Origin of the sequence: Micromonospora sp. NPDC049060 (assembly GCF_040649055.1) — a bacterium.
Taxonomy (GTDB): Bacteria; Actinomycetota; Actinomycetes; order Mycobacteriales; family Micromonosporaceae; genus Micromonospora; species Micromonospora reichwaldensis.
On sequence record NZ_JBEZEV010000036.1, the window covers coordinates 33,683 to 57,986 of the forward strand.

Annotated in this window: 23 protein-coding genes; 14 read left to right on the plus strand and 9 right to left on the minus strand. The window is 75.6% G+C overall.

Features of this window, described 5'->3' with window-relative positions; translation table 11 throughout:
• Positions 1-43: 43 nt before the first annotated feature.
• Positions 44-1,255, plus strand: a complete 1,212-nt coding sequence (locus tag AB0B83_RS15570) for a trypsin-like peptidase domain-containing protein (protein ID WP_357578766.1) — start codon at positions 44-46, stop codon at positions 1,253-1,255.
• 76 nt (positions 1,256-1,331) lie between these two features.
• Positions 1,332-2,171 (plus strand): hypothetical protein, encoded by an 840-nt coding sequence (locus AB0B83_RS15575; protein WP_357578767.1) that lies wholly within the window; start codon positions 1,332-1,334, stop codon positions 2,169-2,171.
• 17 nt (positions 2,172-2,188) lie between these two features.
• Here the strand turns inward: AB0B83_RS15575 and AB0B83_RS15580 are convergent, their stop codons facing one another.
• A complete protein-coding gene (locus AB0B83_RS15580) occupies positions 2,189-2,761 on the minus strand; it encodes a DUF3000 domain-containing protein (protein ID WP_357578768.1) in 573 nt (190 codons plus the stop codon).
• A 323-nt stretch (positions 2,762-3,084) separates the two neighbouring features.
• Here AB0B83_RS15580 and hemE point away from each other — a divergent pair, with 323 nt between their 5' ends.
• From hemE to hemQ, 3 genes are read left to right on the plus strand one after another with little or no spacing between them, the layout of a single operon-like run.
• Positions 3,085-4,182, plus strand: coding sequence for a uroporphyrinogen decarboxylase (gene hemE / locus AB0B83_RS15585; protein ID WP_357578769.1), 1,098 nt, complete (start codon positions 3,085-3,087; stop codon positions 4,180-4,182).
• Positions 4,183-4,187: 5 nt separating this feature from the next.
• The gene (gene hemG, locus AB0B83_RS15590; protein WP_357578770.1) at positions 4,188-5,597 is read left to right on the plus strand and encodes a protoporphyrinogen oxidase; all 1,410 of its coding nucleotides are present in this window, start codon (positions 4,188-4,190) and stop codon (positions 5,595-5,597) included.
• Entirely contained in the window at positions 5,594-6,295 is a 702-nt protein-coding gene (hemQ, locus tag AB0B83_RS15595) for a hydrogen peroxide-dependent heme synthase (RefSeq protein ID WP_357578771.1), read from the plus strand. Before hemG ends, hemQ begins: the two co-directional genes overlap by 4 nt.
• Positions 6,296-6,500: 205 nt before the next feature.
• On the opposite strand, the gene AB0B83_RS15600 is transcribed toward hemQ, so the two are convergent.
• From AB0B83_RS15600 to AB0B83_RS15610, 3 genes are all read right to left on the minus strand, one after another.
• Positions 6,501-7,604 carry a lytic polysaccharide monooxygenase gene (locus tag AB0B83_RS15600; RefSeq protein ID WP_357578772.1) on the minus strand — a complete coding sequence of 368 codons (1,104 nt, stop codon included), beginning with the start codon at positions 7,602-7,604 and terminating at the stop codon, positions 6,501-6,503.
• Between the two features lie 112 nt (positions 7,605-7,716).
• Positions 7,717-8,175 (minus strand): GNAT family N-acetyltransferase, encoded by a 459-nt coding sequence (locus AB0B83_RS15605; RefSeq protein WP_357578773.1) that lies wholly within the window; start codon positions 8,173-8,175, stop codon positions 7,717-7,719.
• Positions 8,176-8,283: 108 nt separating this feature from the next.
• Positions 8,284-8,544, minus strand: a complete 261-nt coding sequence (locus AB0B83_RS15610; protein WP_151457740.1) for a Prokaryotic metallothionein — start codon at positions 8,542-8,544, stop codon at positions 8,284-8,286.
• Positions 8,545-8,705: 161 nt separating this feature from the next.
• On the opposite strand from AB0B83_RS15610, the gene AB0B83_RS15615 reads away from it, so the two are divergent.
• The 3 genes from AB0B83_RS15615 (at position 8,706) to AB0B83_RS15625 (ending at position 10,497) form a co-directional block, all read left to right on the plus strand.
• Positions 8,706-8,981: an isoamylase early set domain-containing protein gene (locus AB0B83_RS15615; RefSeq protein WP_357578774.1), complete on the plus strand. Its 276-nt coding sequence runs from the start codon at positions 8,706-8,708 to the stop codon at positions 8,979-8,981.
• Between the two features lie 120 nt (positions 8,982-9,101).
• Complete coding sequence (locus AB0B83_RS15620) at positions 9,102-9,848, plus strand: lytic polysaccharide monooxygenase (RefSeq protein ID WP_357578775.1); 747 nt, start codon at positions 9,102-9,104, stop codon at positions 9,846-9,848.
• A gap of 64 nt (positions 9,849-9,912) precedes the next feature.
• Positions 9,913-10,497 carry a DUF305 domain-containing protein gene (locus AB0B83_RS15625; RefSeq protein WP_357578776.1) on the plus strand — a complete coding sequence of 195 codons (585 nt, stop codon included), beginning with the start codon at positions 9,913-9,915 and terminating at the stop codon, positions 10,495-10,497.
• 15 nt (positions 10,498-10,512) lie between these two features.
• On the opposite strand, the gene msrB is transcribed toward AB0B83_RS15625, so the two are convergent.
• Complete coding sequence (gene msrB / locus AB0B83_RS15630; RefSeq protein ID WP_357578777.1) at positions 10,513-10,926, minus strand: peptide-methionine (R)-S-oxide reductase MsrB; 414 nt, start codon at positions 10,924-10,926, stop codon at positions 10,513-10,515.
• A gap of 47 nt (positions 10,927-10,973) precedes the next feature.
• On the opposite strand from msrB, the gene ligD reads away from it, so the two are divergent.
• Entirely contained in the window at positions 10,974-11,999 is a 1,026-nt protein-coding gene (ligD, locus tag AB0B83_RS15635; protein WP_357578778.1) for a non-homologous end-joining DNA ligase, read from the plus strand.
• 72 nt (positions 12,000-12,071) lie between these two features.
• On the opposite strand, the gene AB0B83_RS15640 is transcribed toward ligD, so the two are convergent.
• A complete protein-coding gene (locus AB0B83_RS15640) occupies positions 12,072-12,365 on the minus strand; it encodes a hypothetical protein (RefSeq protein ID WP_357578779.1) in 294 nt (97 codons plus the stop codon).
• Between the two features lie 169 nt (positions 12,366-12,534).
• Between AB0B83_RS15640 and AB0B83_RS15645 the strand changes: the two genes are divergently transcribed.
• The 4 genes from AB0B83_RS15645 to AB0B83_RS15660 all read left to right on the plus strand — a co-directional run bounded on the left by AB0B83_RS15645 (position 12,535) and on the right by AB0B83_RS15660 (position 20,410).
• Positions 12,535-15,726: an FtsX-like permease family protein gene (locus AB0B83_RS15645; RefSeq protein ID WP_357578780.1), complete on the plus strand. Its 3,192-nt coding sequence runs from the start codon at positions 12,535-12,537 to the stop codon at positions 15,724-15,726.
• 4 nt (positions 15,727-15,730) lie between these two features.
• Positions 15,731-18,478 (plus strand): FtsX-like permease family protein, encoded by a 2,748-nt coding sequence (locus AB0B83_RS15650; protein ID WP_357578781.1) that lies wholly within the window; start codon positions 15,731-15,733, stop codon positions 18,476-18,478.
• Between the two features lie 2 nt (positions 18,479-18,480).
• Complete coding sequence (locus AB0B83_RS15655; protein WP_357578782.1) at positions 18,481-19,479, plus strand: ABC transporter ATP-binding protein; 999 nt, start codon at positions 18,481-18,483, stop codon at positions 19,477-19,479.
• A gap of 190 nt (positions 19,480-19,669) precedes the next feature.
• Positions 19,670-20,410: an ABC transporter ATP-binding protein gene (locus AB0B83_RS15660; RefSeq protein ID WP_311413410.1), complete on the plus strand. Its 741-nt coding sequence runs from the start codon at positions 19,670-19,672 to the stop codon at positions 20,408-20,410.
• 97 nt (positions 20,411-20,507) lie between these two features.
• On the opposite strand, the gene AB0B83_RS15665 is transcribed toward AB0B83_RS15660, so the two are convergent.
• The 3 genes from AB0B83_RS15665 to AB0B83_RS15675 all read right to left on the minus strand — a co-directional run bounded on the left by AB0B83_RS15665 (position 20,508) and on the right by AB0B83_RS15675 (position 23,863).
• Positions 20,508-20,987, minus strand: coding sequence for a GNAT family N-acetyltransferase (locus tag AB0B83_RS15665; RefSeq protein ID WP_357578783.1), 480 nt, complete (start codon positions 20,985-20,987; stop codon positions 20,508-20,510).
• A gap of 134 nt (positions 20,988-21,121) precedes the next feature.
• Complete coding sequence (locus AB0B83_RS15670) at positions 21,122-22,696, minus strand: alpha/beta hydrolase (RefSeq protein ID WP_357578789.1); 1,575 nt, start codon at positions 22,694-22,696, stop codon at positions 21,122-21,124.
• A gap of 54 nt (positions 22,697-22,750) precedes the next feature.
• On the minus strand, positions 22,751-23,863 hold the full coding sequence (locus tag AB0B83_RS15675) for an ATP-dependent DNA ligase (protein ID WP_357578784.1): 1,113 nt from the start codon (positions 23,861-23,863) through the stop codon (positions 22,751-22,753).
• A 136-nt stretch (positions 23,864-23,999) separates the two neighbouring features.
• On the opposite strand from AB0B83_RS15675, the gene AB0B83_RS15680 reads away from it, so the two are divergent.
• Complete coding sequence (locus AB0B83_RS15680) at positions 24,000-24,212, plus strand: hypothetical protein (protein WP_357578785.1); 213 nt, start codon at positions 24,000-24,002, stop codon at positions 24,210-24,212.
• Positions 24,213-24,304 lie beyond the last annotated feature (92 nt).

The window sequence follows — 24,304 nt, forward strand, 5'->3', positions numbered from 1 at the left end:
TCCGCGTGCGGAGCGGGGCGTCTACGGGGAGGGCAAGGCGATCATGACTGGCTACGGGTCGGCGGACAAGGGCCCGGCGGGACCGGGTGACGGCGGGTTCCCGCCGGGGACGGCCCGCCCCGGGCCACTGCCGCCCCGGATCGAGCCGGTCGGCTCCGCGTACCTGCCGCCGGGCGCCCCCGGGCAGCCCACGGCCCCCCGCCCCGCCTGGTCGCCGCCGGCGCAGCCGGGCCAGTGGGGCGCGGCCCCGGCCAACGCGCCCGCCCCCGCCGCGCCCGCCGCCGGCGGCTGGGGACACGGCGGCGCGCCGTCCACCACCCCGGGCCCGTCGACGCCGCCCGGGGCCACCCCGGGGCCCGGCTGGCCCCCCGCGTCCGGGTCGACGCCGCCGGGTGTCCCCGGCCAGCCGTCCGCCCACGGCCACCCCCAGGGCCCCGGGCCGGGCCAGCCGTACCCCGCCGGGCCGGTGCCGGCGACGAAGGGGCGCGGGCTCACCGTCACCGCGCTCGTGCTCGCCGGCCTGCTGGCCGTGGTGACGGGCGTGCAGGCGTACCAGATCAACCGGCTCTCGAACCGGCTTGGCGACACCGACAGCAGGGTGGCGGCGGCGCAGGCGGCCGACGGCACCCGGCTCGACGGCCTGGAGTCCCGGGCGGGGGCGCTGGAGAAGCAGGCCGGCGCCGCGTTCAACCCGGAGGCCGTGGCCAGCGCCGTGCTGCCCAGCGTGTTCCGCGTCCGGGCCGGCAACTCCACCGGCACCGCCTTCGCGATCGGCAAGCCGGCCGCGGGCGGGGGCACCAACCTGTTCACCAACTACCACGTGGTGGACGCGCTCTGGCAGACCGGCGAGCGGGAGGTCTTCCTGGAGCGCACCGACCAGCGCTTCCCGGCGACCATCGTGCGCGTCGACGAGGCCAACGACGTCGCCCACCTGCGGACCAACGGCAAGTTCACCGGCCTGGTCGCGGCGCCCGCCGCGGTGAAGTCCGGGCAGCAGATCGTGGTCGTCGGCGCGCCGCTCGGCCTGGAGGACAGCGTCACCACCGGCGTGGTGAGCGCCTTCCGCGAGGCCGGCGGCGGCGAGGGCCCGGTCATCCAGTTCGACGCCCCGATCAACCCCGGCAACTCGGGCGGCCCGGTCATCAACGGCAGCAAGCAGGTCGTCGGCATCGCCACCGCCAAGGCCCGCAACGCCGAGGGGATCGGTCTCGCCGTACCCATCAAGGTCGCCTGCGACGGTTTCAAGATCTGCTGACCCCGTCAGCGCCCAACCCACCCCCTCGGCCCGGCCGCTCACGCGCCCGGACCAGCACCCGTGGAGGTAGAACGACATGTCCCAGCCACCGACCGGGCCGGAGGGCTACCCGCCGTACCCGCCGGCCGCGCCCGGTCAGCCGCCGTCGGGCGGCGCCCCGCACGGCACCACCTACGGCAGCCCGCGCCCGTACACGCCCGAACAGCAGGACGCCGGCCAGCAGTACGCCCCGGCGCCGCAGCAGTACAACCCGGCCCCGTCCGCCGGCTACCCGCAGTCCGCGCCGCCGGCCGGGCCCTCCGGCTACCCGCAGTCGGCTCCGCCGGCGTCGCCCGGCTACGGCCCCGGCAGCGCGTCGCCCCACGCCGGTCAGGCCTCCGGCGGGCCGGCCTTCGGGCAGCCGATGTCGGTCCCCCCGGCCTCCGGCCCGGCCTTCGGACAGCCGATGTCCGCCCCGCCCGGCTCCGCCCCGCCCTTCGGCGCCCCCGCGCCCGGCGGCCCCCGCAAGAGCCACAAGGTGCTCGTCCTGGCGGTCGTGGCCGGGCTGCTCTTCGTCCTCGGCGGGGTGATGACCGGCCTGTTCGTGTCGACCACCAACGAGCTGGACCGGACCGAGAAGAAGATGGCCAGCGAGGTCAGCCAGCGCGACGGCACCATCACGGCGAACGGCAAGGAGATCGAGAAGCTCAAGACCGACCTCCAGGCGGTCCGGGACAAGCTCGGCGACACCGAGCAGGACCTCACCGGCACCCGCAACGACCGGGACGAGCAGGCCCGGCAGAAGAAGGTCATCGCCAACTGCCTCGACAAGCTCACCACCGCGCTCGCCGCGGCGGCGAACGGCAACAAGGCGGCCTACGACAGGGCCATCCAGGGCATGGACAAGGTCTGCAACGAGGCCGAGAAGTATCTGTGAGGTGACCCGTCGCGGGGTCAGGCCGCGCCAGCGGGGCGACGCTCCGGCAGCGCGGTCACCCCGGGCGGGGGAAGCCCGGCGGTCGAGGCCAGCAGCGCGCACCAGGCCAGCAGGTGCGGGGCGAGGTCGTCGTCGACAGGCGTCCAGGAGGCGCGGATCTCGATGTCGCCGGCGGCGGGCGGCCCGGCCAGGTCGCCGAAGCGCGTCGACATGGTCTGGGTGATGGTGCCGCCGATCGCCCGGTGCTCCGCGTCCTGCGCCTCGAGCGCGTCGGTCAGCCACGTCCAGCCCACCCCCGGCAGCAGCGGGTCGGCGGCCAGGTCGACCTCCAGCTCCGCCGTCACGTAGGTGACCAGCCGCAGGGTGCCCTGCCACGCCTCGTGGCCGGCCGGGTCGTGCAGCAGGATGAGCCGCCCGGAGGCCACCTCCTCGCCGTCGCGCAGGACGGTGGCGGAGAGCGCGAAGGCGTACGGGGCGAGCCGCTGCGGCGCGCCGACCTCCTCCAGCACGATCTCCGACCGGGGCGCCGCGGACCGCAGCCCGGTGACCGCGCGGGCGAAGGTCTCCGGGAGCGCGATCGGGGGGGCCATGCCGGCAGCCTATGCCGCCGGCCGCCCGCCTGCCCGAGAGGCGCGCCGACGCCGTCTGACGTCGGGGCCGCCGCCACCGCCCGGCCGGTCCCGCCGCTACCGCCCGGCCGGTCCCGCCGCTACCGCCCGGCCGGTCCCGCCGCTACCGCCCGGCCGGTCCCGCCGCTACCGCCCGGCCGGGGCCGCCGCCACCGCCCGGCCGGTCCCGCCGCTACCGCCCGGAGCGGGTGTCCCGTGGGTGTCCGCCGCCAGCGGGCTGACCCGGGTCACAAAAGGCGGCGCTGCCCGCTGCCGGTCGCGTCCCCCGTGGCACGATGGCCGCGATGAGCACCACGACGACGGGCGCCGACGCCCGAGACGAAGACCCCCGCCCCGGCGGACCGGCCGACTCGCCCTTCGTCCGGGCCTGCCGGCGTCAGCCTGGCCCGCACACCCCCGTCTGGTTCATGCGCCAGGCCGGCCGGTCGCTGCCGGAGTACCGCGCGATCAGGGCCAACGTGGCGATGCTGGAGTCCTGCCGCCGCCCCGACCTGGTCACCGAGATCACGCTCCAGCCGGTACGCCGGCACGGCGTGGACGCCGCGATCCTGTTCAGCGACATCGTGGTGCCGGTCGCCGCCGCCGGGGTGGACCTGGACATCGTGCCCGGCACCGGCCCGGTGGTCGCCGAGCCCGTGCGCACCCTGACCGACGTGGAGCGGATCCGGCCGATCACCCGCGACGACGTGTCGTACGTGGACGAGGCGGTCCGGATGCTCGTCGCCGAGCTGGGCGACACCCCGCTGATCGGCTTCGCCGGCGCGCCGTTCACCCTGGCCAGCTACCTGGTCGAGGGCGGCCCGTCGCGGACCCACGCGAAGACCAAGGCGATGATGTACGGCCAGCCGGAGCTGTGGCACGCGCTCTGCGGCCGGCTGGCCGAGGTGACGCTGGAGTTCCTGCGGGTGCAGGTGGCCGCCGGGGTCTCCGCGGTGCAGCTCTTCGACTCGTGGGCCGGCGCGCTGTCGGAGGCCGACTACCGCCGCTTCGTGCTGCCGCACTCGGCGGGCGTGCTGGCCGGGCTGGCCGACGCGGGCGTGCCCCGGATCCACTTCGGCGTGGGCACCGGCGAGCTGCTCGGCGCGATGGGCGAGGCCGGCGCCGACGTGGTGGGCGTCGACTGGCGTACGCCGCTGGACGCGGCGACCCGGCGGATCGGTCCGGAGCGGGCCGTGCAGGGCAACCTCGACCCGTGCGTGCTGTTCGCGCCGTGGCCGGTGGTCGAGGCCGAGGTGCGGCGGATCCTGGAGCAGGGCCGGGCCGCCCCCGGGCACGTGTTCAACCTGGGGCACGGGGTGCTGCCGGAGACCGACCCAGACGTGCTGACCCGGGTGGTCGCCCTGGTGCACGAGTTGTCCGCCGAGTCGGGCGACCGGGGCTGAGCGGCATGCGGGCGCCGTGGCGGGTGGCGGTGGTCGGCGGCGGGATCGCCGGGCTGGCCGCCGCGGTCCGGTTGCGCGACCGCGCTCCCGCCGGCACCGAGATCACGGTGTACGAGCAGTCCGGCGCGCTCGGCGGCAAACTGCGCACCGGGGAGCTGGCCGGCTCACCTGTGGAGTTCGGCGCCGAGTCGTTCCTGATGCGCGACCCGGCCGGGGGCGAGTCCGCCGCCGTGGCCCTGGTCCGCCGGCTCGGCCTGGGCGAGCGGATCGTGCACCCCACCGTCGGGCAGGCCGCGCTCCTGGTCGACGGTGGGCTGCGCCCGATCCCGGGCGGCACGCTGGTCGGCGTACCCGGGGACCTGGAGCGGGTGGCCACGGTCGCGCGGCCGGCGGCGGACGCCGACGTCGACGCCGGCCGTCCGCTGCTCGGCACGGACGAGGACGTCTCCGTCGGGGCGCTGGTGCGGGCCCGGTTCGGTGACGAGGTGGTCGACCGGCTGGTCGACCCGATGCTCGGCGGCGTCTACGCCGGCCGGGCCGACGACCTCTCCCTGACCACCACGATGCCCGCGCTGGCCCGGTCCGCCCGGGTGGAGCACACCCTGGTGGGCGCGGTGCGCGCCGCGCAGGCCGCGGCCCCCCGCGCGCCGGGGGCGCCGGTCTTCGGCACCCTGGCCGGCGGGCTCAGCACGCTGGTCGAGGCTGCGGCGGCGGCCAGCGGGGCGACGATCCGGCGGGGCGCGGCGGTGCGCGAGCTGACCCCGACCGGTGCCGGGTGGCGGCTGACCGTCGGCCCCACCCGCGAGGCGGAGTCGGTCGACGTCGACGCCGTGGTGCTGGCCGTGCCGGCCCGCCCGGCGGCCCGGCTGCTCGGCGGCCCGGCCCCGCAGGTGGCCGAGGGCGTCGGCGGGCTGGACTACGCCAGCGTCGCGCTTGTCACCCTGGCGCTGCCCGAGCCGGAACTGCCGGAGCTGTCCGGCTTCCTGGTGCCGAGCACCGAGGGTCTGCTGATCAAGGCGTCGACCTTCTTCACCACCAAGTGGGGCCACCTGCGCCGCACCGACGGGCTGGCGCTCGTCCGCGCCTCCGTGGGCCGCTACGGCGAGGAACGGCAGGTGCAGCGCACCGACGAGGACCTGGCCGCCACCGTGCACCGGGAGTTGTCGGCGGTGCTCGGCGTGCCGCTGCCCGCACCGGTCGCCGGCCACGTGCAGCGCTGGGGCGGGTCGCTGCCGCAGTACACCCCGGGGCACGCCGACCGGGTGGCCGCCGCGCGGGCGGCCCTGCGGGCGAGCCACCCGACCCTGGTCCTGGCCGGCGCCGGGTACGACGGGGTGGGCATCCCGATCTGCGTCCGCTCCGGCGAGACGGCGGCCGAGGAGATCATCACAGCACTGGGAGGACCGGGGACATGACCGAGCAGACCAACGCGGCCCGGCTGCGGGAGCTCAACGACAGCATCCGCTACACGATGTGGTCGGTGTACCGGGCCACCAGCCCGCTGCCGTCGCTGCGCGACAACGTCACCGGCGAGGTCGAGGCGCTCTTCGCGGAGCTGGCCGGCAAGGACGTGGTCGTCCGCGGCACGTACGACGTCTCGGGGCTGCGCGCCGACGCCGACCTGATGATCTGGTGGCACTCCGAGTCCAGCGACGACCTCCAGGACGCGTACCTGCGGTTCCGCCGCACGACGCTGGGTCGGGCGCTCACCCCGGTCTGGTCGCAGATGGCGCTGCACCGGCCGGCGGAGTTCAACAAGAGCCACATCCCGGCGTTCCTGGCCGGCGAGGAGGCGCGCTCCTACGTCTGCGTCTACCCGTTCGTCCGCTCCTACGAGTGGTACCTGCTGCCGGACGCCGAGCGGCGCGAGCTGCTCGCCGAGCACGGCAAGATGGCCCGCGGCTACCCGGACGTGCGGGCCAACACGGTCGCCTCGTTCGCGCTCGGCGACTACGAGTGGATGCTCGCGTTCGAGGCCGACGAGCTGCACCGGATCGTCGACCTGATGCGTGACCTGCGGGCCTCCGGCGCTCGCCGGCACGTTCGGGAGGAGATCCCGTTCTACACCGGTCGTCGCCGCTCGGTCGCCGACATCGTCAACGGCCTCGTCTGACGCACGCCTGCCCGCCGCGCCGGCGGGCGGTGGCGAGGTGGCGTTTCGGCCGCTGTCGAGCTGCCCCGTGGGGCGGGGCGGCGCGGCCCGGCGGCGGTCTCACCGGTGGGGCAGGTCGACAGCGGCCCGAGGGTGCCTACGCGGGCCGGCCGGGGTCGCGCCCGGAGGGAGTGGGCTGCGACCCCGGCCGGGGTTCCGGTGCGGATCAGACCACGGTCGTGCAGGTGGGTGTCGGCACGCTGTTGGTGCCGGACCACGAGCCGAGGAAGCCGAACGTGGTGCTCGCCCCGGGGGCCAGCGACCCGTTGTGCTCCGCGTTGCGGGCGACGACCCGCGTGCCGCTGGTGGTCACGGTCGCGTTCCACGCCGACGTGACCTGTTGGCCGTTGGCGTAGGTCCAGGTCACGGACCAGCCCTTGACGGCCCCACCACCGGCGGTCACCGTCACCTCGCCCTGGAAGCCTCCGGTCCACTGCCCGGTCACCCGGTACGTCGCCGTGCAGGCCCCGGCCGGCGGCGGGGTCGTGGGCGGCGGGGTCGTGGGCGGCGGGGTGGTCGGCGGCGGCGTGGTGGGCGGGGGAGTGGTCGGCGGCGGCGTCGTCGGCGGCGGGTTGGTCGGCCCGCCGGAGAAGTCGACGTCGCTGCACAGGTAGTACGACTGGTCGAGGTGGCTGGCCTGCCAGATGGTGTAGACGACGTGCCGCCCGGTCCGCCCCGGCGCGTTCGCCGGGATCTCGATGGACACGCCTGTGGGCTCCGGCTTCCACCCCGACGCCGGGGTGTTGCCGATCTGGCCGACCAGTTCCAGGTCGTCCCAGCCCAGCGGCTCGGTGAGCGCGTCGAAGCCCTGCCTGGTCACGTACACCCGGATGTAGTCCGCGCCGTGACTGGCCTGGTCGTACAGGCGGACCCGGAAGTTGCTGGAGACCGGGGCGGTCTTCCAGGCGCCGACCGTGTCGAGGGCGTTGTAGCGACCGCCCTCGGTCCGGCCGCCGGAGCAGAGCTGGCCGTTGGGGATGGCGGCCTGGTGGTTGCCGGCGACGCCCTCGCGGAACAGGCCGTTCCAGTTCCACATGGCGTTCGGGTTGGCCTGCCAGGCCTGCCAGCACATCGGGTCCTCGGTGGCCATCCGGGGATTCTGGAAGTCGCTGCCCCAGCGCTGCCAGCAGCCGTAGTTGCGTGACGCCGGGTCCACCACGGAGCCGTGCGCCGACACGGGGTTGGCCAGGGCCGTGGTCAGCAGCAGCACGGCGGTCGCCGCGACGGCGAGCAGCCACGCCAGGCGGGAGGTGCGAGGTTGAGTGGACATGGGGAGCCCCCGGGAGGAGAGGTCGGACGACGACGCCCGGACGGCCCGGGAGTTGCCCCTCCCGTGCGCGCTGCGTGGCTTCCGCGACGGCTCTGCCCGGAGGCTGCCATATTTATCGGCTTCGGTCAATGCCTTCCCGGCGCATCGGGGTGTGCGGGATGCCGTCCTCGACGTACTCGGGGCCGGCGACGGCGAAGCCGTGGCGGGCGTAGAGGCCGACCAGGTGGGACTGGGCCTCCAGCACGCAGGGGCGGTCGCCGACCAGCTCCAGCGCCGCGGCCATCAGCCGGCCCGCGTGCCCGCCGCCGCGCGCCTTCGGCGCCACCACCACCCGCCCGATCCGCGCCATGCCGCCCGGGTCGGCGAGGATCCGCAGGTACGCCAGGAGCGCGCCGCCGTCGTCGAGCCAGAGGTGACGGGTGCCCGGCTCGACGTCGCGCCCGTCGAGTTCCGGGTACGGACACGCCTGCTCCACCACGAACACGTCGATCCGGAGCCGGAGCAGGTCGTGGAAGGTGCGGGCGTCGAGTTCGGCGAACGAGGCGGTCCTCGGTACGGGGAGCTGTGGCACTCCCCGATGGTAGGCCGGGCCCGTGGGCCAGCCGCCCCGCTGCCCCGCGTGCCGCCGGTGGCCCCGGCCGACCGGGCGGCCATGGCGGCGGCCGGCCGACCGCCGGCCTCAGGCGGGGCGGGCGCCTACCGCGTCGCGGATCTCGGCGCCCCGGGCGCCCTCCTCCGCGCGGGCGCAGTGCGCGCAGCAGAAGAACCGGCCGGACACCTCCACCCCGTGCCCGACGATCTTGACCTGGCAGTGCTCGCAGATCGGCGCCAGCTTGTGCGCGGCGCACTCGAAGCAGTCGAAGGTGTGCACGTCGCCGCTGACGGTCCGCACCTCGAACGCCATCCAGTAGTCGTTACCGCAGACCTCGCACGTCGCCACGACAGAACCCCCCGAATGCCGACACGTTTCCCCGATCGTGCGGCAACCGGACCGTGCCGGGCGGGCGGATCGGCCCAGGTCACTCCGGGGTGGCGGCGTGTCGCCCCCGGCGTGTCGGGCGTTGTACCGGGTGACCGCGCGCGACCCCGGAGGAACACGACATGATCAAGCGGAACAAGCTCTTCAGCAACCAGGTACGGGTCACCTTCAGCCTGCCCCGCGACACCCCGCCCGGCCCGGTCAGCGTGGTCGGCTCCTTCAACGGCTGGGAGCCGGGGCGGCACGAACTCCTCCCGCGTCGGGACGGCACCCGGACGGTCACCGTACGACTCGGCCCGGGGGAGCACCGCTTCCGCTACCTCGCCACCGGTGGCGTCTGGCTGGACGACGAGTCCGCCGACCGGGTGGACGAGCGGGGCAGCCTGTTGCTGCTCTGACGGTCACCCTGCGTGTGCAGAAGGCGCGATGTTTCTATCGACAGGAGTCTTTACTGTTAACAAGCTTTAATTTATGTTGAGTGGCACCTCACCAGGCTCAAGTCCGAAGGAGCTGCCACCATGCGTCGAAGAATCACCATCCCGTTCGTGGCGACGGGTGCCGTCGTCTCCGCACTCGCCGTCGCGGCGCCCGCCCAGGCCCACGGCTACGTGTCCGGCCCGCCGAGCCGCCAGGCGCTCTGCGCCCAGGGGCGGGTCCCCGACTGCGGGCAGATCAAGTACGAGCCGCAGAGCGTCGAGGGGCCGAAGGGGCTGCGCAGCTGCCACGCGGGGATCGCCCAGTTCGCCGTCCTCAACGACGACAGCCGGGGCTGGCCCGCCACCTCGGTCGGCAGCTCCGTCACCTTCACCTGGACCAACACCGCCCGGCACGCCACCAGCAACTGGGAGTACTTCATCGGCGGCACCCGGGTGGCCGTCTTCAACGGCGGCGGGCAGCAGCCCGGCGCCACCGTCTCGCACACCGTCAACCTGGGCGGCTACCCGGGACGGCAGAAGGTCCTCGCCGTGTGGAACATCGCGGACACCGCCAACGCGTTCTACTCCTGCGTCGACCTCCAGGTCGGCGGGGGCGGCAACCCGTCGCCCACCCCGAGCCCGACCCCGCCGGCCCCGTCGCCCACCCCGACCCCCACCGCCGCCCCGACCACCCCGCCCGCGCCGGGCGGCAGCTGGACGGCGGGCCGGGCCTACCAGGTCGGCGACCAGGTCACCTACGGCGGGCTGGCGTACCGCTGCCGGCAGGCGCACACCGCGATCCCCGGTTGGGAACCGCCGCACGTGCCGGCGCTCTGGACGCAGGTCTGACCGGACGGGTGCGGCCCGTCCCCCGGCGCCCGCACCCGTCACCCTTCCCGGATCGGAGTACGCCATGCGACGGCTGCCCACGGTCGCCCTGCTCGCCGTCCTGCTGACCGTCCCCGGCTGCGCCGCGCGGACCGCCCCGGCGTCGTCCGCCCCCGCGCCGCCGGGGCCGGCCGCGGCCAGCCGGACCGAGATGAACGGCCTGGACGTGGTCTTCCTGGCCATGTTGGCGGCACACACCGAGCAGACGCTGGAGATGGTGCGGCTCAGCCGCGACCGGGTGACCGACCGGAAGCTGCACACCCTCGTCGCCGCCATCGAGGTCACCGAGACCGACGAACTCGCCACGATGCGCGGCTGGCTGCGCGACGCCGGACCGGCCGCCGCCGAGGCCGCCCGCCGGCACGACCACGGACAGCACGGGACCGCCGCCGAGGACATGGCACGCCTGCGGGCCGCCCCGGACGGCGAGGTCGACCGCGTCCTGCTCGGCCTGCTCGTCCCGCACCAGGAGGCGGCGGCCGACCTGGCCCGGGCGCACCAGAAGGTCGGCGCCGACCCGCGCGTACGGGACTTCGCCGGCCGCGTCGAGCGCTCGCGTGCGGCCGAGGTCTCGCTGATGGCCGGGCTGACGCCGACCCGGGCGGCCTGAACCCCGGGCGCCGGGTCAGGCGTCGGCGCGCGGCTCCAGCCGGATGGAGACGGAGTTGACGCAGTGCCGGGTGTCCTTCGGGGTGAAACCCTCGCCCCGGAAGACGTGACCCAGGTGGCTGTCGCACCGGGTGCAGCGGATCTCGGTGCGGCTCATCCCCAGGCTGCGGTCCTCGATCTCCTTGACCGCGCCGGGGATCGCGTCGTCGAAGCTGGGCCACCCGCAGTGCGAGTCGAACTTCGTGTCGCTGGGGTAGAGCTGCGCGCCGCAGGCCCGGCAGTGGTACATCCCCGGCGTCTTCGTGTCGACGTACTCGCCGGTCCACGGGCGCTCGGTGCCGGCCTCCCGCAGCACCCGGAACTCCTCCGGGCTGAGCCGGACCCGCCACTCTTCCTCGGTACGGGGCAGTTCACTCTCGTCAAGACTCACCCGCCAACGGTACGTCGGACGTCGGGGGTGTGGCATATGGTCGCGCAATGGGTGGCACGAAGGCTGCGGCCGAGTTGATCGAGGTGGCCGGGCACGACGTCCGGCTGACCAGCCCCGACCGGGTCATCTTCCCGCAGCGCGGCTTCACCAAGGCCGACGTCTTCCACTACTACCTCGCGGTGGGTGACGGCATCATGCGCGCCCTGCGCGAGCGTCCCACCACGTTGCAGCGCTTCCCGGAGGGCGTCGAGGGGGAGGCGTTCTTCCAGAAGCGGGTGCCCGCGCGGGGCGTGCCGCCCTGGGTGCGCACGACCACGATCAGCTTCCCGAGCGGTCGCAGCGCGGCCGAGCTCTGCCCGGCCGACCTGGCCCACGTGGCCTGGGCCGCCCAGATGGGCACCATCGTGTTCCACCCGTGGCCGGTGCGTGCCGCCGACGTCGACCGCCCCGACGAGTTGCGCATCGACTTCGACCCGCAGCCCGGCACCGACTTCGCCGACGCGGTCTCCGCCGCCGGGGAGCTGCGCGGGCTCCTCGACGAGCTGGGCGTCACCGGCTGGCCGAAGACCTCCGGCGGCCGTGGCGTGCACGTCTACCTGCGGATCGCGCCACGCTGGACGTTCACCGAGGTGCGCCGGGCCACCATCGCGCTGGCCCGCGAGCTGGAGCGGCGCCGGCCGGAGCTGGTGACCACCGCCTGGTGGAAGGAGCAGCGCGGCGAGCGCGTCTTCGTCGACTACAACCAGATGGCCCGCGACCGCACGATCGCCTGCGCGTACTCGCTGCGGGCCAACGCCCGGGCCACCGTGTCCACCCCGGTCACCTGGGACGAGCTGCCCGACGTCGACCCCGACGACTTCGACCTGCGCACCGTCCCGGCCCGGCTGGCCGAGCGCGGCGATCCGCACGCCGGCATCGACGACACCGCGTGGGACATCAGCCCGCTGCTGGAGTGGGCCGACCGGGACGACACCGCCGGCCAGGGCGACATGCCCTACCCGCCGGACCACCCGAAGATGCCCGGCGAGCCGAAACGCGTGCAGCCCTCCAAGGACCGCGACCGCCCCCGCTGACCGGCCCGCCCGACGCCGCCGTCCCGCCCGACGCCGCCGTCCCGTCGGCGCCGGCCGGACGCGTGCCCGCCGTCACCGGCGGTCGCCGTACGCCTCCACCGCCTCCTTGGCCGAGCGCAGGTCCGCGCCGGTCGCCTTCCGGTACGCGGCGATCGCCTTGATCTTGTCGCCCCGGGCCAGGTGCTGTGCCACCTCCGGCGGCACGGGCGAGGCGTCCACGACGCCCAGGTGGTCCATCACCAGCCGGAGCCGGCGCTCGATCTCGGCGAGCCGGTACGCGGTCCGCGCCTGCTCGGTCCTGCCCGGCAACTGGGCGGCGAGCAGCGCGACGACGGCCACCATCAGGGCGGTGAGAACGATCTCCATCCGGTGATCGAAGCACATCCGCGCACCGCGCCATCCTCGCCGGGTCGCCGGCCCCGCCCACCGGCCGGGCGCCTCCGGATAACGATCAAGTAACGGGCGCGAACCTTTCCCGCCACGTCACCGCTCTCCCTGGTCGTCGGCCCGACAGCGGGCCAGGGGAGGGCATCGGATGAAGCTGGTGTGGAGGCGGGCCCGCGAGGCGCGTGGACTGCTGCTCGCCGCGGTGGTCGCGGCCCTGGTGGCGGTCGCGTTGGTCACCGGGCTTTCTGACTACAACCGGCGGGCCGTCGAGGCGGGCCAGCGTGCCCTGCTCAGCGGGGCGTCGTTCGAGGAGCGCAGCCTCCTGGTCAGCGGCACGGCCGGCCGGGACGCGGCCGAGTTCGCCGCCCGGGACCGGGCCGTCCGCGACGGGTTCGCCGCCGGCCTCGGCGGCGCGCCGGTCACCGTCGACGCCGCCCGCTACGGCGGTGGCCGCGAGCTGACCGGCGACCTCGGCCCCGTGGCCCGCGACGACGACCCGGTCTTCGCCACCCTGGCGGCCCTCGACGACCTGCCCCGCCGCGCCGAGCTGACCAGCGGCGCCTGGCCCGCCCCGGGAGCCTCGCCGCTACAGGTCACCCTGCCGGAGAAGGTCGCCGGCACGCTCGGGATGACCGTCGGCGACCGGGTGCCGATGCTGGACCGCCGGTCCGACGAGGCCAGCACCGTGGTTCTCGTCGGGACCTGGCGGCCCCGCGACGCGGCCGACCCGTACTGGCGGCTGGCACCCGGGGTCGGGGCCGGCAGCGCCGCGGACGCCGGCACCTCGTACGGGCCGTTCGTGCTGGACCCGGCGGACTTCGTCGCCACGTACCCGGGCTCGGTGTCGGCGTCCTGGGTCGTCGAGCCGGACCTCGCGGCGGCGGCCGGCGCGGGCCGGCTGTCCGACGTGCGGCAGGCGCTCACCGCGGCCCTCGCCGAGGTGCCCGAGGCGGCCGGGCTGGGCTCCTCCGGCCAGACCGTCACGGCGATCGACCGGCTCCTCGACCGCGTCACCCGGGCCGACCTGGTGGGCCGTTCCTCGCTGGCCACCCCGCTGCTGCTGATCGTCGTCCTCGGCGGGTACGCGCTGGTGCTCGTCGCCGCCCTGCTGCACGAGGACCGGCGCGGCCAGACCGCCCTGCTCCGGGCCCGGGGCGCCGCGCGGCGGCAACTGGCCGGCCTGGCGGCCCGGGAGGCGGCCCTGGTCGTCCTGCCCGCCGGCGTGCTGGGGCCCCTGATCGCCGGCGAGGCGCTGCGGCACGTGGGCACCGGCGGCGCCACCCCGCTGACGCTCGCCGCCGGCAACACCACGCTGATCTGGGCCGCCGCGGCCGCCACCGCCGCCGGCTGCCTGGTCGCGATGGTCGTCCCGACGTTGCGGGGGGCCGGCACCTACGTCGCCGACATGGCGGCCCGGTCCCGGCCCACCCGCGCCGCGAGCGTCCAGCGGGCCAGCCTCGACCTGGTGCTGGTCGGCTTCGCGGTGCTGGCCTGGACCCAGCTGCGCCAGTACTCGTCGCCGGTCGCCGGGGCGGCCGGCCGGCTCGGAGTGGACCCGCTGCTGGTCGCGGCGCCGACGCTGGGCGTGCTGGCCGGCGCGGTCGTGGCGTTGCGGCTGCTGCCGCCCGCGACCCGGTTCGCCGAGCGGTTCGTCGACCGCAGACCGTGGACCGCGACCATGTTCGGCATGTGGCAGGCGGGGCGCCGCCCGCACGCCGGCCCCGTGCTGCTGCTCGCCCTCGCCGTCGGCGGCAGCACCCTGGCGTGGTCGCTGGTGACCACGGGCGAGCTGTCGCAGGCCGACCAGGCCGACCACACCATCGGCGCCGACCTGCGGGTCGTCGAGCGCACCGGCTCGGCACCCGACGGTCGGGCCGGTCAGCTCGCCGCGCTGCCCGGCGTCCGCGAGGCGCTGCCGGCCTGGCGGGACGAGATCCGCCTCGGCCGCGCCGACCTGCCGACGACGGTGGTGAGCCTCGACGCCGCGGCCGCTGCCGGCGTGCTGCGACTCAACGAGAGGCTGACCGACGAGCCCGCGCCGGCACTGCTCGACCGGCTGACCCGGGCGCGCGGCGCGCCGAGCGGGCTGGAACTGCCCGCCGGCACCCGGTCGCTCACCGGCACGGTACGCACCCCCGTGCGCGACGCCGTCACGCCGCACCAGATCGGCCTCTGGGTGCTGCTGACCCGGGCGGACGGGCTGGCCTTCCGGCTTCCGGCGGGCAGCAGCGGCAGCGACGGCCGGCCGGCGCCGTTCACCGTCGCCGTCCCCGCCGGGGAGGGCGCCCTACGACTGTCCGGTTTCGAGGCCGACGGCGGGAGCGCGCGCGGGCGGGCGTACCGCCTGGAGGTGTCGGACCTGCGGCTGGTCGGCGCCGACGGCGCGGCCCGGCCGGCGTCGCTGGACGGCGGGTGGGTGGCCGTCGACGGCCAGGGCAAACCGGTCGGTGCGTCGGCCACGGCCGCCGGGCTGAAGGCCGACTGGGAGGTCGAGTACCGCGAGGGCGGCCGGTTCGCGTTCCAGCCGCCGAGCCGCTTCGCCGTGGTGCCGGCCGGCGAGAACCGGCCGGTACCCGCACTGATGACCCCGGCCGTACGCGACGCGTTGAGCCTGCGCGTCGGCGACACGGTCAACCTCGTGCTGTCCGGCGCGACGCTGCCGGTCACGCTGGTCGGCGAGCTGGACGCGGTGCCGTCCGCGGCCGGCGAGGGTGTGCTGCTGGACCTGCCGGCGGCGGCGGACTGGCTGATTCGGGACCGGGGTGGGGTCCGGCCGGTGCCGGAGTGGTGGCTGGGCACCGAGGGCGCCGGCCACGCCGAGGCGGCCCGCTCGGCGGCCGACCTGACCGGCGCCACGCTGCTCGACCGGCGGGAGGTGGCCGAGCGGGCCGCCGGCGACCCGTACTGGCAGGGGGCCCGCACGGGGCTGCTCGCCGCGGCGCTCGGCTCGGTGCTGCTGGCCCTGGTCGGCCTGATCGTCGACGTCTGGGCGACCGCCCGGCACCGGCTGGGGGAGTTCGCCGTGCTGCACACGCTCGGCGCGAGCCCCCGGCTGCTGGCCCGGGCGCTGCTGGCCGAGCAGACCTTCCTGGCCGGGATCGGCGTCGGCGTGGGCCTGCTGCTGGGCGCCGCGGTCGGCGCGACCATGGCCCCGCTGGTCATCCTCACGCCGTCCGCCGGCCGGCCGGTGCCGGAGGCCGCCTTCGTGCTGCCCTGGCTGCCCATCGGCCTGACCGCGCTCGGCCTGCTGCTGGCGGCACTCGCCTTCAGCGCGTTCATCGCCCTCGGCATCCGGCAGCGGGTGGCCGTGGCGCAGCTGCGGATCGGGGGAGACCGGTGACCGGGTGGAGCGTAGGGACGAGAAGGAGCGGAGACGGGGCGTGGTGAGCATCGGGGCGGTGGCCCGCCGGATTCGGGCGTACGGCGGGCAGTTCCTGCTCCTCGCGGCGTTGACGCTGGTCGCCACGCTTGTCATCAGCGGCGTGCCCAGGATCGTCAACGCGCACGCCGAGCAGGGCCTGCGGGCGCACCTGGGCACCGTGCCGGCGCAGCAGCGGGACGTGACGTACTCGACCGGTCCGCTCGTCCCGACGAACGAGGGCGGCTCCCCGGTGGCCACCCGCCAGGGCGACCTGGCGACGCTGGAGGCCGGGATGCCGCCGGTCGTACGCCGGATGGTCGAGCGGCGGTGGTTCACCGCGGAGACCAGGCCCAGCCGGGTGGTCGGTCCGGACCTGGCGGCGAAGAACCTCCTGGTCGACCTCGGCCTGCGGGCCGTGTCCGGGACGGCGGAGGCCGGCACGCTTGTCGACGGGCGCTGGCCGGCCGACGCGCCGGAGGGCGAGCCGGTGCAGGTGGCGCTGGCCGCCGACGTGGCCCGCCAGCTGAACCTGCGGGTCGGCAGCCGGCTCACCCTCGCCGCGCCGGGACCCGTCTCGCCCACTGCCCCGCCCCGCGCCACTGTCGACGTGGTCGGTCTCTTCGCGCCCCGCGACGACACCGACGGGTTCTGGGACGGCCTGCCGCCGTTGCTGCGGGTCGGCGAGCCGCCCGGGGACGGTGATCCCTTCATCGCCGTGGGGGTCGTCGACGCTGCCGCGTTGAACCGTCAGGCCGTCGCCGGCTGGCCGCTGGCGTTCAGCTGGCGCTACCGGATGGGCGCCGACGGGATCGACGCACGCGAGCTGGACCAGGTGATCGACGGACTCCAGCAGCTGACCCGGGAGGCGGAAGGCCGCAACATCGTGCAGGGGCTGGACCTCCCGCTGGGGGAGTTCGCCGCCGAGGTGGACAGCGCCCGGACGGTGCTCGGGGTCATCGCCGCGGGCGTACTGGCCACCCTGGCCGGCCTCGTCGTGCTGGCCGCCGGGCTGCTGGTGCGCCGCCGCCGGTCGGAGTTCACCCTGCTGCGGGCCCGGGGCGGGGCGGCCACCACGAGCGCGGGCCGCAGCCTGACCGAGGCGCTGCTGGTGGTGCCGCCCGCCGGCGCGCTCGGCTGGCTGGTCGGTGGCCTCGCCCCGGGGGCACCGGGCGGGACCCTGTGGTTCGCCGTCGCCGCGACCGTCCTGGTGGCCCTCGCGCTGCCGGTGGCCACCCTCGCCGCGTCCAGGGGCGGTGCCGGTCGGCGCGAGCTGATCCGGTCGCGCCCCTCCGCGCGTCGCCTCACGGTGGAGGCGGGGCTGCTGGTCCTCGCGGGTCTCGCCGTCGTACTGCTGCGCCGCCGTGGCCTCACCCCCGGCGAGGTCGACCCGCTGCTGGTCTCCGTGCCGGTGCTGCTGGCCGTCGCCGCGGCGGTGGTCGCGATGCGGTTGTACCCGTGGCCGCTGCGGCTGGTCAGCCGGCTCGCGGCCCGGGCCCGGGGCAGCGTCGCCTTCCTGGGCACCGCCCGGGCCGGCCGGTCCGTCGTCGCCGTGCCGCTGGTGGTCGTGGTGCTGGCCATCGCGACCGCGGCGTTCTGCGCGGTGACGGCCGCCGGGATCGAGGCGAGCCGGGACCGGGCCGCCAGCCGGGTGGTCCCCGCCGACGCCCTGATCCTGGGGGACCGGATCGCCCCGGACACGGGCGCCGAGCTGGAGCGGCTGCCGGGGGTCCGCGCCGCGAGTCCGGTGCTGCACGAGGCGGGCCAACGCCTGGCGAAGGACGCCATCGGCACCGAGACCCGGCTCGGCGGAGTGACCGTACTCATGGTCGACGGTCCGGCCCTGGCCCGGATCGTCCGCGAGTCCGGCGTCGACGTGACCGTGCCGGCGGCCCTGCTCGCCCCCGCCGGGGGAGGCGGCCCGCTACCCGCGGTGGTCTCCCCGACGGTCGCCGCCGAGCTGGCCGACGCCGGCCTCGACGGCTCCGCCTTCGTCAGCGCCCAGGGCCAGCGGTACGAGTTCCGGGTCGCCGGGCAGGCGGAGAGCTTCCCGCTGCTGCGCGCGGAGAGCAGCCGGTTCGTCGTCCTGCCCTGGCAGTCCCTGCCCCGGCGGGACTACGCCGCCGTGCCGACCGGCTTCCTGGTGGCCGGCGACGACCTGGACGGCGAGGCGCTGCGCCGGGCCGGCGACGCGGGGCAGTCCCGCTTCCAGACCGGCGGGGCCGTCACCGGCCGGGAGCGCCCGCGCGGCGTGGAGTTGCTGACCTTCGCGGACACCCGCCGGCAGGTGGGTGAGGGCGGCGCCAACGGGGTGCTCGCCTTCGGCTTCACGGCCGGCGCCGCCGGTGGGACGGCGCTCGGCCTGCTCGCGATCGCCTTCACGGTGCTCGCCGGCGCCCGCGAGCGCGGGCAGGTGCTCTCCCGGCTGCGCACCCTCGGCCTGTCCCGACGCCAGTGGCGCGGGCTGCTGCTGGTGGAGCTGGTCCCGCTGGTGGGCGTCTCGGTGGTGACCGGTGCGCTGGTCGGCACGCTCCTGCCGCTGTTGCTCACCCCGGTGCTCGGCCTGTCCGCCTTCACCGACGGGGTCGAGGTACGGGTGGCGTTCGAGCCCGGCCTGGCGGCCGCGGTCGTCGCGCTCGGTGCGCTCGCCCTCGGCTTCGCGGTCGCCGTCGAGGCCCTGAACAACCGCCGGATGCGCCTCGGTGAGGTGCTCCGGCTCGGAGAGGAGAACTGACAATGACCGCTACCGCGGAGACCACCGCCGTGCCGGACCTGGCCGCCCTGCAACAGCGGGCCGCCCAGCGTGCGGCCGAGCGGGCGGGTGGCCGGGACCGGTTGCGCGGGCACATCGTCTGCGACGGGCTGGTCCGGATCTTCAAGACCGAGGGGGTGGAGGTCGTCGCGTTGCAGGGGCTCGACCTGGTCATCGACCGGGGCGAGCTGGTGGCGATCGTGGGCGCCTCCGGGTCCGGCAAGTCGACGCTGCTGAACATCCTCTCCGGGCTCGACACGCCCACCGCCGGCATCGCCCGGGTGGGCGACTACGACCTGCTCAACCTCTCCACCCGGCGGCGACTGAGCTACCGGCGGAGCATGGTCGGCTTCGTCTGGCAGCAGACCGGCCGCAACCTGCTGCCGTACCTGACCGCGCTGGAGAACGTCGAGCTGCCGATGCGGCTCGCCGGGCGGCGCGGCGGCCGGCGCGCCCACCGCGAGCGGGCCCGGGAGCTGCTCGACCTGGTCGGGGTCGGTCACTGTGCCGACCGGCGGCCCGGGCAGCTCAGCGGCGGCGAGCAGCAGCGCTGCGCGGTGGCGGTGGCGGTGGCCAACGACCCCGAGGTGCTCTTCGCCGACGAGCCGACCGGTGAGCTGGACGAGGCGACCGGCGCCGACGTCTTCGGGGCGCTGCGCACCATCAACGCCGAGCTCGGCGTCACCATCGTGGTGGTCACCCACGACCACGCCGTGGCCACCCAGGTCCGCCGGACCGTCGCGATCCGCGACGGCCGGACCGCCTCCGAGGTACGCCGGACCGCGCGGATCGGCGCCGACGGCAGCACCGAACTGGTAAGCGAGGAGTACGCCGTGCTCGACCGCAGCGGCCGGATGCAGCTGCCGGCGCCGTTCGTGGACGCGTTGTCGCTGCGCGACCGGGTGCGGCTCAACCTGGAGCCGGACCACGTGGAGGTGCGCCCGGGCGACCGGCCGCAGGACGAGCGGGAGACGACACGGTGAGCGGTCGGCGCATCGCCGCTGACAGCGGGCGAGGAGTTGACGCGGTGAGCGGGCGGGGCATTGCCGTGGACCGCGGTCGGGAAGCCGTCGCGGTGGGCGGGCGGAAGGCCGTCGCCGTGGGCGGACGGGGCATCAGTCGGTACCGCGTGGTCGATCCGGTCGACCGCGCCGAGCACAGCGGGGCGGGATCATGAGCGAGCACGACGTGACGTCGGACGGCCGGTCGGCCGGGGCGGTGGCGGGCGCCACGGTCACCGACGAGGTGGTCCGGGTGGAGGGGGTCAGCCGCACGTTCGGCCGCGGCGAGCACGCGGTGCACGCCGTACGGGACGTGTCGTTCTCGGCTGGGCGGGGCGAGCTGGTGGCCGTGCGCGGTCGCTCCGGGGCGGGCAAGACGACCCTGCTGAACCTGGTGGGCGGGCTGGACCGGCCCGACTCGGGCCGGGTGGTGGTCGCCGGGCACGACGTCACCGGCGCCGGTGAGAAGGAGCTGCTGGAGCTGCGCCGCGGCACGGTCGGCTTCGTGTTCCAGACCTTCGGGCTGGTGCCGATCCTGTCCGCCGCCGAGAACGTCGGCGTACCGCTGCGGTTGGCACGGGTCCCGGCGGCCGAGCGGGAGGAGCGGGTGGCGGTGCTGCTCGAGCTGGTGGGCCTCGGCGGGCACGCGGGCCAGCGCCCGTACGAGCTCTCCGGCGGGCAGCAGCAGCGGGTGGCGGTGGCGCGGGCCCTGGCCAACGAGCCGGACCTGCTGATCGCCGACGAGCCCACCGGCCAACTCGACTCCGAGACCGGCCGGTCGATCATGGATCTGCTCCGGGCGGTCGTGCACGCCCGGGGCATGACCGCGCTGGTCGCCACCCACGATCCGGCCCTGATCGACCTCGCCGACCGCGTCCTCACCCTCCGCGACGGCCACCTCCTCCCCACCTGACCCCCGCCCCCTCCGCCCGCCCGCTCCGCCGCCCCGCTCGCGTCGATCATGCAGTTGCGGTGGGAGTTGTTCGCCGCTTCGCCCCTTTTGCGGGGCATCACAACTGCATGATCGCCGGGGCGTGGCTCAGAGGGAGTTTCATGCCCTCGTGGGTGGGGAGGAAGCCGAGGTTGACGTAGAAGCGGTGGGCGTCCTGGCGGGTCTTGTCGGTGGTGAGCTGGACCAGGGCGCAGCCACGCTGCTTCGCCTGGTCGACCGCCCAGGTGATCATCTGCCGGCCGAGGCCCCGCCCGCGCAGGTCGGAGCGGACCCGGACCGCCTCGATCAGCTGCCGCTCCGCGCCGTGCCGGCCCAGGCCGGGGATGTAGGTGAGCTGCATGCAGCCGAGCAGCTCACCGTCCGCGTCGGCCACGATCAGCTGGTTGCGCGGGTCGGCGTCGATGTCGGCGAACGCCTTCTCGTACGCGGCGTCGACCTCCGTGAAGTCGCGGGTCCTGCCGAGCACGTCGTCGGCGAGCAGGGCGATCACGGCGGGCAGGTCGGCTCGGACGGCCTCGCGGAAGATCACGTCACTCATGCCGCCCAGCGTGGCACAGTGAGCCGGACCGATGGGCGGGCAGCGCTCACGTGCGGGCGGACCGTCCCGATTGACCTGTCGAGGGCCGGTCGGCTACGGCTACTCGTCCGGTCGCTCGCCCCGCACCTCGCCGGTCAGCGGGCCGGGCAGCGCAGCCCCTCCCTGGGCACGGTCAGGTCGATCAGGTAGGCGTCGACCGCCTCGGTGATGCAGGAGGTCTGCGGGTACGCGGTGTGCCCCTCGCCCTCCCAGGTGAGCACCCGGCCCACGCCCAGCATCGCGGCCAGCGCCGGGGTCTGCTCGTAGGGCGTCGCGGGGTCGCCGGTGGTGCCCACCACCAGGATCGGCGGCGCCCCGTCGGCCCGGCCCGTCGGGTACGGGTCGCGACCGCCGGGCCACTCGGCGCAGGAGAGCAGGCCGACGGCCAGGGCCGGCCCGAACAGCGGGTACTTCGCCCGCCACTGCGACTGGAGTTGCCGGATCCGCTCCCGACTCGGCTTCTCCTCCTCGTCGGCGCAGTTGACCGCCAGGTTGGCGTCGAACATGTTCGAGTAGTGCCCATCGGCGTCCCGGTCGGCGTACGCGTCGGCGAGGCGGAACACGTCGCCCGGGTCGCCGCCCTCCAGCTTGTCGATGGCGACGGCCAGCTCCTGCCACCCCGACTCGGTGTAGAGCGACGAGATGATCGCGTAGAAGACCCAGCCCGCGGTGGCCTCCCGGCCGTCGTCGCCGCGTGCCGGGGACACCCGCGCCTTGTCGATCGCCGAGGTGACCGCGGCCCGGGCGTCCGGGGCGATCGGGCAGCGCCCGGCGTTGGCCGCGCACCACGTGGTGAAGTTGCCGAAGGCCCGCTCGAAGCCCTTGGCCTGGCCCTCCGAGCCGGCGATCAGGCCCTGTCGCGGGTCGACCGCGCCGTCGAGGACCAGCGCCCGCACCCGCTGCGGGTAGAGCTGGGCGTAGGTGGCCCCGAGCAGGGTGCCGTAGGAGTAGCCGAGGTAGGTCAGCTTGTCGTCGCCGACGGCGGCGCGGACCGCGTCCATGTCCCGGGCGGCCTGCTCGGTGCCGTAGAGCGGCAGCTGGTCGCCGTAGCGGTCGCCGCAGCCGCGCCCGATCTTCTGGCTGAGCGCGACGAAGCCGTCGAACGACTCCTGGCTCGCCGGGTCGGGGTCGTAGCCGAAGCTGGCGTCCAGCTGGGCGTCGGGGATGCACTTGACCGGGCTGGAGCGGGACACCCCGCGCGGGTCGAAGCCGACGATGTCGAACCGCTCGGTGATCGAGGCGGGCAGGCCGCCGAAGCTCGGGCCGAAGGAGAGGTAGACGGCGGTGTCCACGCCGGAGCCGCCGGGCCCGCCCGGGTTGATCACCAGCGAGCCGATCCGGTCGCGCTGCTTGGTCGACCGGGCCCGCAGCAGCGCGATCTCGAAGGTCTGCCCGGCGCCCGGGCCGGCGGTCGCCCCGCCACCCGCGCCCGTGCCCGGGCCCCAGTCGCGCGGCACCTTGATCCGCGCGCACTCGTAGCGCATGCCCGGCGCGCCGCGCCCGACCAGCTCCTCGGCCACCTCCGGGCAGGCCCGCCAGGTGGGCGCCGTGCCGGGGGCGGCGGCCTCGCCGCCGGCCTCCGTCCGGGGCGCGATCGCCGGCAGGGTGCAGCCTGCGGCGACCAGCGCGGCGGCGGCCAGCCCGGCGAGGGTGAGCCGGAACCGGCGGATCCGGTCGGGGGTGCGGGTCACGAGCGAGCCTCCGTGATCGGGTCGACGGCCAGGCTACGCCGGACCGGCGGCGGACCCCACGGTCACCGTGGGATCGCCGCGCAGCACCTGGTCCACATCGAACCGTACGGGCCGGTCGAGCTGGTCGTAGCGGCAGGATTGCGGTTCGCGGTCGGGCCGCCAGCGGACGAACCGGGCGGTGTGCCGGAACCGGTCGCCCTCCATGGCGTCGTAGCCGACCTCGACCACCAGCTCGGGGCGCAGCGGCTCCCACTCGAGGTTGCGGGCGCCCGTCCAGCGGCTCACCCCGCCGGGGAGGCGCTGGCCGCGCTCGTGGTCGCCGTGCACCCACGGGTGGTCGGCGCCGACGTCACGGTAGGGCTCCAGCTCCTCCAGCAGCTCCGCGCGGCGGGCCATCGTGAACGACGCGCTCACCCCGACGTGGTGCAGGACCCCGTCGTCGTCGTGGAGGCCGAGTAGGAGCGAGCCGACCACCGGGCCGGACTTGTGCCAGCGGAAGCCGGCCACCACCACGTCGGCCGTGCGGGCGTGCTTGACCTTGAACATGAGCCGCTTGCCCGGCTCGTAGGGCAGGTCGGCCGGCTTGGCGATCAGGCCGTCCAGGCCGGCGCCCTCGAAGACGTCGAACCAGCGGTGGGCGGTGTCGACGTCGGTGGTGACCTGCGTGACGTGCACCGGCGGCCGGACCCCGGCCAGCGCCGACTCCAGCCGGGCCCGGCGCCGCGGATAGGGCTCGTCGAGCAGCGTCTCGTCGTCGAGGGCGAGCAGGTCGAAGGCGACGAAGTCGGCCGGCGTGGTCTCGGCCAGCATCCTCACCCGGGACGCGGCCGGGTGGACGCGCTGGGCCAGCAGCTCGAAGTCCAGCCGGGGCTGCCCGCCGGGCCCGTCGCGCCGGATCACGATCAGCTCGCCGTCGACCGCGCACCGCTCGGGCAGCTGGCGGCGGGCCTGCTCGACCACCTCGGGGAAGTAGCGCGTCATCGACTTGCCGCCCCGGCTGGACAGCTCCACCTCGTCGCCGTCGCGGAACACGATGCACCGGAAGCCGTCCCACTTCGGCTCGTAGGTCATCCCCGGCGCGGTGGGGACCCGCGGGACGCTCTTGGTCAGCATCGGCTCGACCGGCGGACTGATCGGCAGCTTCACGGCGACCAGTCAACCAGACCGCACCGACAGTCGTGAGGCAGATCACGTCCGCGCGGCGGGCGGCGTGTCCGGCCACGCGCCGCTCGTACCGCACCGGGCGAATCATGAAACCGCAGGTCAGAGCTACCTTCGCGGGGTGTCGGAGTGGGTCTGCGGGTGCTGCGGGCGGTGGCGGGTCAGCGTCGAGCTGATCCGGGGCCGCTACCGGTACCGGCTGGTGCGCCGCTATCCCCGCCAGTTCGGCGGGGGCAAGGACGTGCTCGGCGAGGCCGGCTCGGTGGCGGAGCTGGAGGACCTGCTGCGCCGGCGTACCCCCCTCGGGCTGGCCGACCTGCGCGAGGCCGCCTGACCCGGCGGCGGCCGAGCCCGGCGGACGCCCGGCGACCCACGACTTTTGTCGGTCCTCGTCGCTACCCTCCCGGCGTGACTGATCTGGTGGAT

Bases quoted from the DNA above. Each gene is read 5' to 3' on its own strand.
- AB0B83_RS15570 (WP_357578766.1), top strand. From the start codon at position 44: ATGACTGGCTACGGGTCGGCGGACAAGGGCCCGGCGGGACCGGGTGAC.
- AB0B83_RS15575 (WP_357578767.1), top strand. From the start codon at position 1,332: ATGTCCCAGCCACCGACCGGGCCGGAGGGCTACCCGCCGTACCCGCCG.
- AB0B83_RS15580 (WP_357578768.1), bottom strand. From the start codon at position 2,761: ATGGCCCCCCCGATCGCGCTCCCGGAGACCTTCGCCCGCGCGGTCACC.
- hemE (WP_357578769.1), top strand. From the start codon at position 3,085: ATGAGCACCACGACGACGGGCGCCGACGCCCGAGACGAAGACCCCCGC.
- hemG (WP_357578770.1), top strand. From the start codon at position 4,188: ATGCGGGCGCCGTGGCGGGTGGCGGTGGTCGGCGGCGGGATCGCCGGG.
- hemQ (WP_357578771.1), top strand. From the start codon at position 5,594: ATGACCGAGCAGACCAACGCGGCCCGGCTGCGGGAGCTCAACGACAGC.
- AB0B83_RS15600 (WP_357578772.1), bottom strand. From the start codon at position 7,604: ATGTCCACTCAACCTCGCACCTCCCGCCTGGCGTGGCTGCTCGCCGTC.
- AB0B83_RS15615 (WP_357578774.1), top strand. From the start codon at position 8,706: ATGATCAAGCGGAACAAGCTCTTCAGCAACCAGGTACGGGTCACCTTC.
- AB0B83_RS15620 (WP_357578775.1), top strand. From the start codon at position 9,102: ATGCGTCGAAGAATCACCATCCCGTTCGTGGCGACGGGTGCCGTCGTC.
- AB0B83_RS15625 (WP_357578776.1), top strand. From the start codon at position 9,913: ATGCGACGGCTGCCCACGGTCGCCCTGCTCGCCGTCCTGCTGACCGTC.
- ligD (WP_357578778.1), top strand. From the start codon at position 10,974: ATGGGTGGCACGAAGGCTGCGGCCGAGTTGATCGAGGTGGCCGGGCAC.
- AB0B83_RS15640 (WP_357578779.1), bottom strand. From the start codon at position 12,365: ATGGAGATCGTTCTCACCGCCCTGATGGTGGCCGTCGTCGCGCTGCTC.
- AB0B83_RS15645 (WP_357578780.1), top strand. From the start codon at position 12,535: ATGAAGCTGGTGTGGAGGCGGGCCCGCGAGGCGCGTGGACTGCTGCTC.
- AB0B83_RS15655 (WP_357578782.1), top strand. From the start codon at position 18,481: ATGACCGCTACCGCGGAGACCACCGCCGTGCCGGACCTGGCCGCCCTG.
- AB0B83_RS15660 (WP_311413410.1), top strand. From the start codon at position 19,670: ATGAGCGAGCACGACGTGACGTCGGACGGCCGGTCGGCCGGGGCGGTG.
- AB0B83_RS15665 (WP_357578783.1), bottom strand. From the start codon at position 20,987: ATGAGTGACGTGATCTTCCGCGAGGCCGTCCGAGCCGACCTGCCCGCC.